This window comes from Chelativorans alearensis, from assembly GCF_010993735.1.
Lineage (GTDB): Bacteria > Pseudomonadota > Alphaproteobacteria > Rhizobiales > Rhizobiaceae > Chelativorans > Chelativorans alearense.
The window spans coordinates 368,213-381,424 of record NZ_WQNI01000003.1; the positions used below are offsets into that span (position 1 = coordinate 368,213).

A 13,212-nucleotide genomic window follows, 5' to 3' on the forward strand; every position below is an offset into this window, starting at 1 on the left:
CACTTAGTCTCGAAACAGCTGATGGCTGGTCAATTTGCCTGCAACTTTGCCTCGGATGCAAAGAATGGCAAACTCGTTGGGGGATGGAGAAATATCGCTTTCCTATACATCAAATTACCCATACGAAAATATCGCTAAATCAACTTTCTGGGTGGGGGCGGCAATGCTTAGAGAAATTGTTAATGCGTACCGAGATGGGCGCTTGATGCTGATGCTAGGCGCAGGTGCCTCCGCCACTAGTACAGATAGCACTGGCGTACCGCTTCCTCTAGGGAAAGTCCTTGCGTTAGAACTCGCGTCCGTAGCTAAACTATCATACGCTGAGGAACCACTTTCAGTAGTCTATTCCGCTGCGGCAGAAACAGATGAGAGTGGCTTACACGATATGCTGCGCAGGAGGCTCACTAGCACGAAGCCCGGCCCTGAATTGATAAGGCTAGTCAGCTACCGCTGGTCAAGAATTTATACTCTCAACATTGACGACGCTACTGAAGCCGCAGTTCGTAGGGCGCGCACACAGAAGTTGAAGGTGCATCTACGAAATAGCAGCCTAGCTCCCGCCGACCCGGTGTTCGATGAGGTTCAACTAATCAAGCTAAATGGCTCTGCTGACCACCTCGATGAGGGTCTCATATTCTCTCCCGAGGAGTACGGAGCAGGTTCATCCAATGTGCCGCCATGGTACCGGGAACTTGGGCAGGATTATAGCAGTCACAACTTTATCTTTATTGGAAGTAGCCTGAATGAGCCGCTACTACAACATGTTATGGCGGATGCTCGTAGGGGCTCAAATAGGAAGCCGCAACGTGGCTACTTGATTAGCCCCAAGGTTTCTCCAATCCAACAGCGTCACCTTGAAGCGTCTAACATTGTCCACGTTCCAGGCACTTTGGCCGACTTGGCAGACTACCTTAAAGCTGAGTTGGGTGACGCCCCCACAGGATGGGAGTTGGCCACCGCGAAACGACCAGAGCTAAAGAGGCTAAATACTGGCCTTCCCGCTCAGCAGCAACGCGCGCTAAACTCAATCCTTGTAGTCGGAAGAAACACAATGCCGAAAGGCGCAGTGGCGCCGGGCGCGATACGCAACTTCTATAGAGGCTTTAAGCCGTCCTGGATGGACATCATGGATGGCGTACATGCACCATTAAAGTCGCACTCCGACTTTCTCGCCCAACTTCGATCTTCAAGTGCCCAAGGCAAGATCATACCCCTTTTAGGCCCAGCAGGTAGCGGCAAAACCACCTTGCTTATGGCAACTGCACTTAGCTTAAGCGAGGCAGTTACTGAACCCGTGTACTGGCTGAGAGAATCAGTTTCAGATATAGACGAAGTCATTTTGACTATCGAGGAAATTTCTTCGTCGCCGTACTATCTCTTCATTGACAGAATAGACGCAATGGTTAGACAGATTGCTGATGTTTTTAGCAGCAAAAAGGTGCAGAGAGGAACAATTGTCTTTGCAGAGCGTCAAAATATATGGAAGCGGCGAATTGCAGACAACGTATCGGAATTTGTCCATAGCAAGTTTAGCACAGATCGCATCGATAAAGTGGATGTAGATGTGATTTTGGGCAAGGTCCAGAAGTACGGGCCTTGGACTAGACTTGCACAACTTAGCCCACGCGATCAACGTAAAGAAATATATAATAGATCATCTCGTCAGCTCCTTATTGGCTTGTTAGAGGCAACTAATGGTTTGGGTTTCACTGAAATTATTCGAAGAGATTACGCTGAGATTGGTGACGATGACCACCAGAAACTAGTTGTTTTAGTAGGGCTGGCCACTATTCATCAATCGGGGATTACAAGAAATTTAGTTGGCAGGGCATTATCTAAGTGCGGAGTAAAGTCTGACATAAATAAAATCGCCGAAGAGGTTCAGGGTATCGTTGATTATACGTCTGGAGTTCTTATCGCTCGGCATCCAGTGTACATACGGGAACTTTTTGAACGGATTGTTGATCCAGAACTAATCAAGGAGTGTTTAATCGCTCTTCTAGACGCATTCGCAGACTACACTGCTCCAGTCATTCAGAACGCGCCCAAGTCAGAAGGCGTTGTTTTTAAGTCGATAATGAACCACCGCTTCCTGCGGCAAATTCTACGCGATAGCGAACATCGTGTGCTAGAAGTTTACCAGAATTTCGAGACTACCTTCCACGTGGACGGGTTGTATTGGCTCCAATACGGGCTTGCACTTAGAGGTTTCAGCCGGCATTCAGACGCCCTGAACATGTTCAGAACTGCTCGTGACGCCTACACATCTCCGCAAATTGAACATGCATATGCTCAGCAACTATTGATTCTTGCAGAGGATGCATCGATTTGGTCAGTGGCAGAGCCTCTGTTACAAGAAGCAGTCAATAACCTGCGAGCACAAAAACAGGAGACCTTTGAGACTGACAGCTATCCTATAGTTTCTCTCGCAGAAGGACACGTGAGGGTTCTTAGAAAATTCCGCTCTGACGAGGAAGCTAGAGAGATGGCGCGAACCTATGCAAACGAGTTGCAACGACTTCGCCGCAAGATAAGCAATGAACGATTGGAAGAGGCAGCCAATCAGTTGACTACCTATGCCACAACCGGAGTGTGGGGAGATTCTAAGCGGCAAAGTGAAGTAGATCGGGATGCCCTTTAGCTTGCTGTTCCAGCTTTGCCTGCAATGGAGCCACAGAAGGAACTATCCCAATGAACGCCCAAAAAGCTCTTTTTAGGAGTTCGGCTTACGGGAAATGGTTGTTCTGACTTGCATGGCAGGAATGGGGGTCGCGACCGGTCCTACGCACATCGGGTTCCATGGGTTAATTCTTCACCACGAGGTCGGTACGCGAGTTTACACCTCGGCCGGCGGCACCTGCGGCATAGAAAGGCGGGGGGCTTATCGTCAAAGGGTTTTCACGAGGTGTAACCAAATGCGGGCGGCTGGCCTTCCGGTTCCCACCTGGCTGCGCCGCCCCCCCGAATTCCCGCATTCTCCGGCTCGCGCTGCCCACTCCCGCGCTGGTCGTCCTGCCAACTGAAGTTGCGCGCCGGTCGGGTCACCCGTCTGCCAGTGATCCCGTCCGCATCACCGTAAAGGCTTGCGACCCCGCGCTTTTTCGCCTGTTCCCGACTGTTCCCACCTATTCCCGGCAAAAGTCTCGTTCTGCCAAGTGAACTTGCGCGTTACACGTAGCGCCGTCATCACTGCAGGCGCCGGTTACCCCTCACCGCGGGGATAAAATCGGCGGTCGGAATCTGCCAACCCATTGATCTCCCACAACCTGCAAACTTTTTTCGCGGGAAAATACGCCCCCCTGCCCAGCCCACCCTTAAAATCCTCCCCATCGCCCTCACGGGAACCTTGGTCCGGACCGGGGACACGGGGAGGGCGGCGGAGACCTCTTCCTGCGGGCTGCCGGTGCCCGCAGGCGTGAGGGCCCGCGACAGGCCGGCGGTGCCGGGGTGCTGGGTTTCAGACAGCGCCACGGAGGCCGCGGAGAAGCCGCTAGGGTTTCGCATGGCCCGGCTAAGACCACCCCGTAATTGGGTGCAGCCGGGAAAGATGGAACCCAAGTGACCGGCCGACCGTCGGGACAGCCTCCGGTGGGGCGCGTCGGACGCGCCTTATTTGAGGCGCCCCCAAAGCGCCTCGTGGGTGCCGAAGACGCGCCCCGCTTCCCACCTACTCAATGGCCAGACGCGAAAGCGGGCGTGGCAACGATGAAACACGCCCCTTGCACGGAATCGATTCCTTCCCTAAAGGCTCGCCATGAGTATCACGACCCATCCCGACACCGTCCTCATCGTCGACTTCGGCAGCCAGGTCACGCAGCTCATCGCGCGCCGCGTGCGCGAGGCCGGCGTCTACTCCGAGATCACCCCCTTCCAGTCCGCCGACGAGGCTTACCAGCGCCTCAAGCCCAAGGCGGTGATCCTGTCCGGCAGCCCCGCCTCGACCGTCGAAATCGGCAGCCCGCGCGCGCCCGACATCGTTTTCAAGTCCGGTGTGCCGGTACTCGGCATCTGCTATGGCGAGCAGACCATGTGCGCCCAGCTCGGCGGCAAGGTGGAAGGCTCGGACCACCGCGAGTTCGGCCGCGCCTTCCTGGAGGTCGAGGAGGATTGCGCGCTTTTCGAAGGCGTGTGGGCGCCTGCCACCCGCCACCAGGTGTGGATGAGCCATGGCGACCGCGTGACCGCCATCCCGCCCGGCTTCAAGGTGGTGGGAACCTCCTCCGGCGCGCCCTTCGCGGCGATCGCCGACGAAACCCGCAAATATTATGGCGTTCAGTTCCACCCCGAGGTCGTGCACACGCCCGACGGGGCCAAGCTGCTTTCCAACTTCGTGCACAAGATTGCCGGCCTTAAAGGCGACTGGACGATGGCCGCCTACCGCGAGCAGGCGGTCGACGCCATCCGCAGGCAGGTGGGTTCGGGCAAGGTGATCTGCGCCCTCTCGGGCGGTGTCGATTCCTCCGTCGCCGCCCTTCTCACCCACGAGGCCGTCGGCGAGCAGCTCACCTGCATCCTCGTCGACCACGGCCTGATGAGAAAGAACGAGGCCGCCGAGGTGGTGGAGATGTTCCGCGGCCACTACAACGTGCCGCTCATCCTCGTCGATGCGTCCGACCGCTTCCTGGGCGCGCTCGAAGGCGAGAGCGACCCGGAGAAGAAGCGCAAGACCATCGGCCGCCTCTTCATAGAGGTCTTCGAGGACGAGGCGAAAAAGCTCGCCAAGGACGCAGAACCGGCCGCTTTCCTGGTGCAGGGCACGCTCTATCCCGATGTCATCGAGAGCGTCTCCTTCACCGGCGGCCCCTCCGTCACCATCAAGTCGCACCACAATGTCGGCGGCCTGCCCGAGCGCATGAAGATGAGCCTGGTCGAGCCGCTGCGCGAGCTCTTCAAGGACGAGGTGAGGGCGCTCGGCAAGGAACTCGGCCTGCCCGACCGCTTCATCGGCCGCCATCCCTTCCCGGGCCCGGGCCTTGCCATCCGCTGCCCCGGCGGCGTGACCCGCGAAAAACTCGACATCCTGCGCGCGGCGGACGCGATCTACCTCGACGAGATCCGCAAGGCCGGCCTCTACGACGCCATCTGGCAAGCCTTCGCCGTCCTCCTGCCGGTGCAGACTGTCGGCGTAATGGGCGACGGCCGCACCTACGAATACGTCTGCGCGCTGCGCGCGGTAACCTCCGTCGACGGCATGACCGCGGATTTCTACCACTACGACATGGATTTCCTGGGCAGCGCCGCAACCCGCATCATCAACGAGGTAAAGGGCATCAACCGCGTCGTCTACGACGTGACGTCAAAGCCGCCGGGAACGATCGAGTGGGAGTGAGGGGGCAAACGGCGGCAATAGCGTAGGTCGGCGGCGATTTTCGCCGCCGTGCTGCTGCCGTTCCTGCCTCCCGCTGAGCGGCATAGTCTGCCTCTCAAAATTTGCAGATTCGATCTGCGTCCAATCCTCGGACGATGTAAAGCAGCTTCAAAGAGCGAGAGGACTGTAGCGTAGAATAGCGTGCACATAGGCGGGTCTCCTATATGCGCCACCATGCACGAACCCGCTTCGCGGGAGGGGCGCCACGGCCTGAGATGGCTTAGTATGCATAGCCTTTGGGCGGGTAGCGGCGGGTACGCCGATCATGAGTTCCCTTCAACGAGAGGAACTCGCCATGGCTACCCCGTCGACCGATACACCGATCTCGCCGCTTCGCCAGCGCATGCAGCACGACATGCTCATGCGGGGCTTGGGCTCCCACACACACAGCAGGACTATGTTCGCCACGTCCGCCGCTTCCTGCTCCATGTCCTGCCGCGTGGCTTCCACCGCATCCGGCACTACGGCCTGCTCGCCGGCACCGCCCGCAAGGCCAGCATCGCACTCGCCCGCGAACTGCTGGACGTCGCCGCGCCGCCCGATGACGACACACCGGATGAACCGGGCGACTTCCGCCCGCCATGCCTCTGCTGCGGCGGCCGCATGATCGTCATCGAGGTGTTCGAACGCTGAAGACAACCGCGCGGACCACCACAAGCCACCTCGACGAACCGGGAGACCGCTCCATGACCCGGCATGGCATGATCCACACGTCAGCCGCAGGCTATCGCCTCTGCCACGGATCCACGCACGCCTATGATGATCATCGTTGTTGATATCGGCACATTCAGCCGCAAGCCGGGCCAGCAAGATCGCATGCAGGCGCAACGAAGCTGCCTGTCCGCACTTCAGCGCGCGCTTCCTGGCGGAACCTCAGTCTTCGCCGACATCAGCGGAAAATCGAAATCCCCATAGACATCAGGCTGTGGCCCGCGGGTTCCTGCATGAGGGGCTTTCGTACGCCTGCCGGCACCCGAAACCCTTCACCATCTCGGCCGTAGCGATCAGCTCTCCCGTTTTCTGAAAGCCGACATCGTCGGTGTCTGCGGGAGTCGTGGCCGCGGACAATGCAGCCTCGGCGAATAAGGCGGCGGCCCGTTGGTTGAAGGCTGCTAGATAATGAGAATGAGACCGGTGATCGCCAAGGCACCGGTCCACAGAGTATCGAAGTTGATCCAGCCGCGCCGCAGAAATCCGAGATCCAGCCATTCAAAGACGATTGTCGCGATCGTCGCGGTCACGCCGAGCATCGCCACCATATGCACCCCGATGGCGGCCAGGGCCACTGGCAGCGATCCTTCGGCCGTCAATTCCCGCGCCGGGGTCGAGGCAAGGCAGAGCGGTATAATCACCGGCACCAGCATGAGGCCCGCCCCGTGGCTCGTCGCCATCAGGAATGACCACAGGCTGAGCCCTGCCAGCCCCGTTTGCATGCCCACGCGAACCCGATGGCGGTGACCATAAAGGGCATGATAGGCGGCCCAGCTCAAAAGCAGTGCGCCGGCCATCACTTCCAGCAGGCGTTGGTCAACGACTGTCCCGATGGCCACCACCGCGAACACGACCGCTGCGATCGAGGCCGCATGGCCGAGCGCGATCGGAACGAGCGAAAGCCACACGACGCGCCGGCTCTTGCGGTGCATGCCGAGGGCGACCGCGAACAGCCAGCCCATGGCAGGGTTCAGCCCGTGAAAGGCACCGAGCCCGGCAAGCACCAGCCAGGGCGACATATCAGCGATCCGGCCGCGCGCCTATGCCGGGCACCGCGCGCATCACGGATAGCAATAGGAGTCCGACGAGCAGTCGCCACCCTGCAGGCGCACCTGATGCGGGCGGTGGCCCTTTGGCCAATCGACGAAGAACTTTTCGTCGAAGGCGATGCCGCCGTTCTCGCCCACATCGAGCTTCACCATCCAACCGTCGATGCCGTCGGGATAGAATTGCGGATCGATCGATCCGTAGAGCGAATTGGTGAAGTAGACGCGCTTGCCGTCGCGGCTGATCTCGACCATCTGCGGCCCGCCGTTCAGCGCGCCGTTCTTCGCCCCCGGATGAGACGCCCGCGAAACGATGCCGCCGATGCGCACGCGCCCGGTCTCCTTTGGGTTGAAGGGATCGGACACGTCGTACTGGATCATGTCGCCCGTGCCCCAGCACGAGATATAGAGGAAGCGGTCATCCATGGACAGATCGATGTCGGTGACCAGTGGCGCGACCGCCTTGAAGCCCTGCAGCACGGGCGGCAGGACATCGGGATCGGCGGGTTCCGCCGGAATTTCGATCACCTTCTTGGCCGCCCATTTGTCGCCGTCGCGATACCATGTCCAGATCGAGGCGGAGAGGTCCTTCAGGCTGATGACGCAGCCGACGAAGCCATAGGCTTTGGTCGGGTCGTGCGCCGGGCGCAGCTCGAAGACGAGCTGGTGCTCCTCGCCGAAATCGATCTCCTGGAGATGCTTGCGCTTGTGCAGGTCCCAGAAATGCAGGCGGCGGCCATATTTGGAATTGAGCAGGATTTCCGGCACCAGCCCGTTTTCGAACGTGTCCGGCGTGCCCCATTCGCTGGTCACCATCGTGTCATGGCCGAGATGCCACCAGAAATCATAGGCGAGCTGCTGCGGCCCGCGGTCCATCTCCCACTGGCCCATGACGTCGAAACTTTCCGGATCGAGCAGGAAGATGCCGCCCGGTGCCTTGCCTTCGGCATTGCCGAGCGCGTTGACGTAAATGCCTTCCGGCCCGCAATGGATCGTGTGCAGGCGTGTATAGCCGGCCTTTTCGGCGATCTCTTCCGGCTCGATGACCTTGACGATCTTCGGGTTCTTCGGATCGGGCTTGGTGTCGATGATGTGAAGCCGCGAGGAGCGCAGCCCCGGCACGACGAGATAACGCCGCTCCATGTGCGGATGCGGCGCGTTGGGACACAGGCAGGACGAACAGGCGTTCCAGCCGAAATGATGCAGTTCGTCGCCCGCATTGGGCATGTCGACCCGGCCGACGATCTGGCTGTAGGTCGGCGATTTCGCATCGACATCGATGACGGCGATGGCGTCCGGCTTCTGGCGGTCGGGGTCGAAGGAGGCGACATAGGCGAGGCTCTCGGCCGGCGCCTTGGCGGCCATGCGGGGCGAGGGATAGAACGAGGGATCAGGTTGCCAAGTAGCCATCATAACTCCTCCCGGATGATGCGCCCCCTCCTCGGCCCAATGTACTACCTCGCGCCAGAAATGTCGTCTGCATTTGCATACCCTCTGCGGCGTAGAGGAGCGCCTGCAAAGGTCCGTTTTCGGCCCACGACACCGACGGGGTACCTGCTCTCCAGCGCCTGCTTCGAGTTGGATTTTCACGAGCCGCGAGATCGCAAGAGGGGCTCGATGAGGAATTTGGCGGGCCAGACTTTCGATCGCCTTGCGCCACCATGCACGAACATCGCCGCCACATCTTAGGTGGCCACCTTAGGTGGCCACCGCTCCCGCGATTACGTCATGTTCGTTCCCCGGCCCCATTATAAGAAGCTCGCCTGATAGCTGGTCGCCATCAACGACACATGTGCTTCCAAGGGCAGCCGTAGTTCAAAGGCTCGCGGCTCCCGCGCGAAATTCCATAACCGCACCAGCCGCCAGTCGTTGTGGCGCGCCTCTGCGACCGCCAACTTACTACGCGTGATGTGAAACGGCGTTCGCTCCCAGCCATTGGTCGTCTTCACTTCGATCAGCCGATCGCTGCCGTCGGTGTCGAAGCTTTGGATGTCATAACCGGCACCGTCACCATTGACATGCGATACCCAGCGGATGCGCTCGGCAAGTTCGGTTCGGCCGGCGGCGAGCAGACCGGCGCGCTCATGGGCAAGGACGCGCTCCTCACCTGCTCGACCGAGCGCACGATTGCGGGCATCACGCTCGGCGACGTCGTATTTCCGGGTGATGGCGGTCATCTGCTCGAGCTCATCAGGCGGAGGTGCGTTGCTATGCGTCGGCGGCGGACCGATCCAAAGCATCGCTTCCTCGCGGAGCGCTGATTGTGACAGGCCCATTCCCATCCGCGCGGCCGGCGCGAGTCAATCCGGATGGTGATCGAGCCAGCACACCACAGCATCCACGAGCGACGCCTGAAAATTAAAGGCCGGCTTGTAGCCAGGGATTCTTCCCCGACGCCTTTGAGCACTGCGCTGATGTTCTGATGCTTGTATTCGATCGAACCGCGCGATCGACCGATCACTGCTTGTAGCAACCCATTGTGCTTGGCCTTGCTATAGGAGCGCCCGGCGATGTCGTTGGCAAGCATCGCGAAATAGTCCGCGACGATCGCGTCGTTCTGTTCGTCAGTCCAATCACCGGCCATCGGCGTCCCACGCACGATCGACGGGACAGGACAGGGCCTTGTTCATGCCAGCAGTTGCGTCGAGACACCGAGCACCGGACCGGCCTCGGCAAGCCGTTGGTCGAGTGTGTGCACCGTGGCGCCATGCTCCGACCCGGTCGCGAGGTGCAGCGCATCGCCGGCACGAAGCCCCAGCGTGTGCTGGTCGGCGAACCTCGCCGCCGACCGGAAATGCCCGCCCGTCACCGGCAGTACGATGAAGCTCTCGGCGATTAGCTTGTTGAACATGGCGAGCGCCGCCGCGCGCTGCTCCAGGCTGATCTGGCCGGTCCGCAGCTTGATCGCCATGGCTGAAGACATTTCGGTGATGGTCCAGTCGCTGATCAGCAGCTGCGCCGGATCCTGCTCCGCCAGCCAGTTCTGAATACGCGGGGTCATGGCCTCGTTGGAGAGCGCCGCGACGATCAGCGATGTGTCTAGGTAGAGCATCAGTGGCGATCGCCATCCCGCATCGACCGCACGAGATCGGCAGCGCTCTGGGCCTGCGGCGGCATGGTCGCCGTCAGGGCCTGGAGCAGAGCGGCATCGATCCGCTTGCGCGGCCTGGCCACAGCTGTGAGGCGCGCGACCGGCTTGCCGCGCCGGGTAATGTCGATCGAATCCCCAGCTTCGACCCGGTCGACGAGTTCGCTCAGATGTGCCTTGGCGTCCGCCAGATTGATCGCGTTCATGTTTGCGTTCCTGACCATGTAGATAGTCATATAGCGTAGTGAGCTCAAAAATTCCAGCGGAAAGCATTTTGCCTGCCAAGGCTAGTGGCCAAGCTGCTAACCTGCTTGATGCATACCGGTGAGCGTTTGGCGACGTGAAGCGGCGATTTGGCTGCCGCCGCGGTGCTTCTTGGCTCGTTTTCGCCAGCGCCGGGATTGATCCGTCGTGATGGCAGGCAGGGTTTGCGCGTTGCGGTCGGCGGGTTCGGTTGGGTGCGTGTGCGCCCCGTCGGCTACGTCACGAGCCGCGGGATGCGCTCGAGCACGAGCCGCAGGATGGCTTGGTCGAGGCAGGATGTCGGCAGGTGCAGGCGGATCTGAGTCTTCATTTCGACCACCCTCGCGGCGATCTTGAGGGGACGCAAGCGCAGCGTGTCGAATTGGGCGACGGCAAAGCTGGAGCACTTCGGCATCGCGGCCCTCAGCCCCCACATTATCCAGTAGGCGCCGGCATGCAGGAACAGTCGGAACTGGTTGGCTGTCGCCTTGGTGCAAGATGTTCGGTTGGCGGCCAGATGCGTCTTCCAGGACTTGATGTGGTTCTCGGCCGCGCCACGCCGGCAGTAGAGGTCCGCGTAGAGCGCCTTGGCCCTGCCGCCGGCGAGATCGGTGAGGATGAAGCGAGCGGTGCAGGAGGGGCGATCACCGGCACGGGAGAAGCAGCAGCAGAAACGGCGCCTCAGGGAGGCGAAGAGCTTCGATGAATTCGGCGAGCGTTATTTTCAGGAGGCGCCGATGGCCGACAGCACGCGAGCCATGCGGCGGACAATCTATGAACGTGATATCTTACCGAAGTTCCGTAAGAGGCTGCTCACCGAGATCGAGCCCGATGACCTTCGGGCACTGTGCGCCAAGGTGAAGAACCGGGGCGCTCCCGCTACTGCGATTCATGTCCGCGACATCGTCAAGCAGATCTACGCGTTCGCCATCCTTCATGGCGAGAAAGTCGCCAATCCTGCCGACGAGGTCGGACCATCATCGATCGCAACGTTCGCACCGAAGGACCGGGCACTGCCGCCGGCGGAGATCCGGGTCATGCTGGCCTGCTGCCGGTCAGCGAAATGACACTGGCCCCTTTTGGGGTGGTGAAGCTCGGATCATCGAGCTTGAGGTCCAGATAGTCCCTGCCCTCATTCGAGCACTTGGACCAGGCGGGCGCCGATCTCTGCGCGGCGCCCTTCCGAAATAGACTCTATACCGCCCTGTTTTGCGTCGGCGGACGGCCACCGCCATCGGCCACGAGGACGGCGCCCGTAACAAAGGAGGCCTCGTCGGAGGCGAGGAAGAGGCAGCAAGAGGCGATCTCGTCCGGTGTCGCAACCCGGCGCAGCGCGATCCGCTTCGTCAGCGCGGTGAATTCCTCTTCGGGCGTGGTGCCGTTCTCACGCGCGGCCACTTCCATCTCATACTCGCTCATCGGCGTGTGCACCCAGCCGGGCGCAACCGCGTTCGCCCTGATGCCGTCGGCTCCGTGAGCATAGGCGAGAGAGCGCGTGTAGGAGACCAATGCCGCTTTGCTGGCCGAATAAGCGGCGTTAACGGCGCTGGCGTTGAAGGCACCGACCGAGGCGATGTTGACGACAGCGCCGCCATGAAGCTTCAAGAGCGGCAGGCTGGAACGGCAGACCTTCATTGCCCCGGTGACGTTGACCGCGAAGCTCTTCTCCCAGGTCTCGTCGGAAAGCATCTCGGGCTCGTCAAGAAGCATCACGCCGGCGGCGTTGACGACGATATCGAGCCGCCCGCCGCAGGCATCGATGGTGCGCCCAATATCGTCCTTCGCGGTAACGTCGCCGTGGATGGCGGCACCGCCGGTTGCGGCAGCAACGTTCTCAAGCGCATCACCGCCCAGCCCGAAGAGCACCAGGCGGGCTCCTTCCCTGGCGAAGCGCTCTGCCGTTGCCCGGCCCATGCCGGTGGCAGCCCCCGTGATCAACGCTGTCCGTCCAGCAAGTTGTCCGCTCATGAAAGCCCCCACATATCTTCGATGGCATAGCCGGTCTCGGGCAGAGTAGAGCCGCCGTCGACCACGACGGTCTGGCCGGTCGTATATCTGGCTTCCGCGGAAGCCAGATAGAGCATGGCGTGGGCGATATCGTCGGCCTCGCCCATGTGGCCCATGGGAATATAGCGGCCGATGGCCTCCTGTTTCTCGGGCGTCGAAAGCGTGCCGCGCCCGGGCTTGGCGATGAAGCCCGGCTCCACGCCGTTGACCGTGATGCCCGTGCGCGCGAGCTCGAAGGCGGCGCCGCGCACGAAGGCGTTCACGCCGGCTTTGGCAGCCGAATAGTGAGCGCCGCCCCCCATCGCCACCCGCGACGAGACGGAGGAGGTGACGAGCAGCCGTCCGAAACCGTTGCGCTTCATGTGCGGTATCGCCGCCTGCGTCAGCCAGACGAAGGCCTGGAGATTGATGTCCAGCGCCTCGGTGAGCTTCGTTTCGTCGAGTTCCTCGATGCCCGCCCAGGGGCAGCGGCCAGCATTGTGGACGAGGATATCGAGCCGTCCTTTTTCGCCGGCAACGCGGTCGACCATCTCGCGGATCTCGGTACGTCCCGTGCCGGGCCAGGCGGTGGTGTCTGCGGCCAGACCGCGACCACTCAACGCAGCCGCCAATTCCTCTGCTGGTTCCGGCGTGCGGTTGGCGATGACAACCCGAGCGCCGGTCTCGGCGAAACGCGTGGCGATGGCAGCGCCGATACCCCGGCCGCCGCCCGTGATGAGGGCAATTTTGCCTGCAAGGTCGAAGGCCAT

Annotated in this window: 11 protein-coding genes and 4 pseudogenes; 5 read left to right on the forward strand and 10 right to left on the reverse strand. The window is 60.8% G+C overall.

From position 1 onward, the window contains the following. Positions 1 to 64: 64 nt before the first annotated feature. The 4 genes and pseudogenes from GPJ75_RS07105 (at position 65) to GPJ75_RS07120 (ending at position 6,283) form a co-directional block, all read left to right on the forward strand. Positions 65 to 2,641, forward strand: a complete 2,577-nt coding sequence (locus GPJ75_RS07105; RefSeq protein WP_163266523.1) for a P-loop NTPase — start codon at positions 65 to 67, stop codon at positions 2,639 to 2,641. Positions 2,642 to 3,754: 1,113 nt separating this feature from the next. Next, positions 3,755 to 5,329 carry a glutamine-hydrolyzing GMP synthase gene (guaA, locus tag GPJ75_RS07110; protein WP_163266525.1) on the forward strand — a complete coding sequence of 525 codons (1,575 nt, stop codon included), beginning with the start codon at positions 3,755 to 3,757 and terminating at the stop codon, positions 5,327 to 5,329. Positions 5,330 to 5,776: 447 nt separating this feature from the next. Then, a pseudogene (locus tag GPJ75_RS07115) lies at positions 5,777 to 6,001 on the forward strand (transposase); the annotation flags it as partial. Positions 6,002 to 6,124: 123 nt separating this feature from the next. Next, a complete protein-coding gene (locus GPJ75_RS07120; RefSeq protein WP_163266527.1) occupies positions 6,125 to 6,283 on the forward strand; it encodes a hypothetical protein in 159 nt (52 codons plus the stop codon). A 197-nt stretch (positions 6,284 to 6,480) separates the two neighbouring features. On the opposite strand, the gene GPJ75_RS07125 is transcribed toward GPJ75_RS07120, so the two are convergent. From GPJ75_RS07125 to GPJ75_RS07150, 7 genes and pseudogenes are all read right to left on the reverse strand, one after another. Further along, positions 6,481 to 7,098 carry a hypothetical protein gene (locus GPJ75_RS07125; protein WP_163266529.1) on the reverse strand — a complete coding sequence of 206 codons (618 nt, stop codon included), beginning with the start codon at positions 7,096 to 7,098 and terminating at the stop codon, positions 6,481 to 6,483. 42 nt (positions 7,099 to 7,140) lie between these two features. Then, positions 7,141 to 8,535 carry a selenium-binding family protein gene (locus GPJ75_RS07130; protein WP_163266531.1) on the reverse strand — a complete coding sequence of 465 codons (1,395 nt, stop codon included), beginning with the start codon at positions 8,533 to 8,535 and terminating at the stop codon, positions 7,141 to 7,143. A gap of 338 nt (positions 8,536 to 8,873) precedes the next feature. Further along, the gene (locus tag GPJ75_RS27315) at positions 8,874 to 9,302 is read right to left on the reverse strand and encodes a protein NO VEIN domain-containing protein (RefSeq protein WP_246248946.1); all 429 of its coding nucleotides are present in this window, start codon (positions 9,300 to 9,302) and stop codon (positions 8,874 to 8,876) included. Then, the gene (locus GPJ75_RS27320) at positions 9,299 to 9,709 is read right to left on the reverse strand and encodes a hypothetical protein (protein WP_246248947.1); all 411 of its coding nucleotides are present in this window, start codon (positions 9,707 to 9,709) and stop codon (positions 9,299 to 9,301) included. Before GPJ75_RS27320 ends, GPJ75_RS27315 begins: the two co-directional genes overlap by 4 nt. 42 nt (positions 9,710 to 9,751) lie before the next feature. Continuing rightward, positions 9,752 to 10,177 (reverse strand): type II toxin-antitoxin system VapC family toxin, encoded by a 426-nt coding sequence (locus GPJ75_RS07140; protein ID WP_163266533.1) that lies wholly within the window; start codon positions 10,175 to 10,177, stop codon positions 9,752 to 9,754. Beyond that, a complete protein-coding gene (locus tag GPJ75_RS07145) occupies positions 10,177 to 10,419 on the reverse strand; it encodes a type II toxin-antitoxin system Phd/YefM family antitoxin (protein WP_163266535.1) in 243 nt (80 codons plus the stop codon). The genes GPJ75_RS07140 and GPJ75_RS07145 overlap by 1 nt, the downstream gene beginning before the upstream one ends. Before the next feature lie 272 nt (positions 10,420 to 10,691). Then, positions 10,692 to 11,081 (reverse strand): annotated as a pseudogene (locus GPJ75_RS07150) (transposase); the annotation flags it as partial. Between GPJ75_RS07150 and GPJ75_RS07155 the strand changes: the two are divergent. Beyond that, a pseudogene (locus tag GPJ75_RS07155) lies at positions 11,077 to 11,499 on the forward strand (tyrosine-type recombinase/integrase); the annotation flags it as partial. The pseudogenes GPJ75_RS07150 and GPJ75_RS07155 sit on opposite strands and share 5 nt — an antisense overlap. Here the strand turns inward: GPJ75_RS07155 and GPJ75_RS07160 are convergent. From GPJ75_RS07160 to GPJ75_RS07170, 3 genes and pseudogenes are all read right to left on the reverse strand, one after another. Beyond that, positions 11,492 to 11,630 (reverse strand): annotated as a pseudogene (locus tag GPJ75_RS07160) (DUF736 family protein); the annotation flags it as partial. The pseudogenes GPJ75_RS07155 and GPJ75_RS07160 overlap by 8 nt on opposite strands. Positions 11,631 to 11,650: 20 nt before the next feature. Beyond that, positions 11,651 to 12,424 (reverse strand): SDR family NAD(P)-dependent oxidoreductase, encoded by a 774-nt coding sequence (locus GPJ75_RS07165; protein ID WP_163266537.1) that lies wholly within the window; start codon positions 12,422 to 12,424, stop codon positions 11,651 to 11,653. Beyond that, positions 12,421 to 13,212: an SDR family oxidoreductase gene (locus GPJ75_RS07170; protein ID WP_163266539.1), complete on the reverse strand. Its 792-nt coding sequence runs from the start codon at positions 13,210 to 13,212 to the stop codon at positions 12,421 to 12,423. The genes GPJ75_RS07165 and GPJ75_RS07170 overlap by 4 nt, the downstream gene beginning before the upstream one ends.

Coding starts and splice junctions, on each gene's coding strand:
- GPJ75_RS07105 (WP_163266523.1), top strand. CDS start 65: ATGGCAAACTCGTTGGGGGATGGAGAAATATCGCTTTCCTATACATCA.
- guaA (WP_163266525.1), top strand. CDS start 3,755: ATGAGTATCACGACCCATCCCGACACCGTCCTCATCGTCGACTTCGGC.
- GPJ75_RS07120 (WP_163266527.1), top strand. CDS start 6,125: ATGATGATCATCGTTGTTGATATCGGCACATTCAGCCGCAAGCCGGGC.
- GPJ75_RS07125 (WP_163266529.1), bottom strand. CDS start 7,098: ATGTCGCCCTGGCTGGTGCTTGCCGGGCTCGGTGCCTTTCACGGGCTG.
- GPJ75_RS07130 (WP_163266531.1), bottom strand. CDS start 8,535: ATGGCTACTTGGCAACCTGATCCCTCGTTCTATCCCTCGCCCCGCATG.
- GPJ75_RS27315 (WP_246248946.1), bottom strand. CDS start 9,302: ATGACCGCCATCACCCGGAAATACGACGTCGCCGAGCGTGATGCCCGC.
- GPJ75_RS27320 (WP_246248947.1), bottom strand. CDS start 9,709: ATGGCCGGTGATTGGACTGACGAACAGAACGACGCGATCGTCGCGGAC.
- GPJ75_RS07140 (WP_163266533.1), bottom strand. CDS start 10,177: ATGCTCTACCTAGACACATCGCTGATCGTCGCGGCGCTCTCCAACGAG.
- GPJ75_RS07145 (WP_163266535.1), bottom strand. CDS start 10,419: ATGAACGCGATCAATCTGGCGGACGCCAAGGCACATCTGAGCGAACTC.
- GPJ75_RS07165 (WP_163266537.1), bottom strand. CDS start 12,424: ATGAGCGGACAACTTGCTGGACGGACAGCGTTGATCACGGGGGCTGCC.
- GPJ75_RS07170 (WP_163266539.1), bottom strand. CDS start 13,212: ATGGCCTTCGACCTTGCAGGCAAAATTGCCCTCATCACGGGCGGCGGC.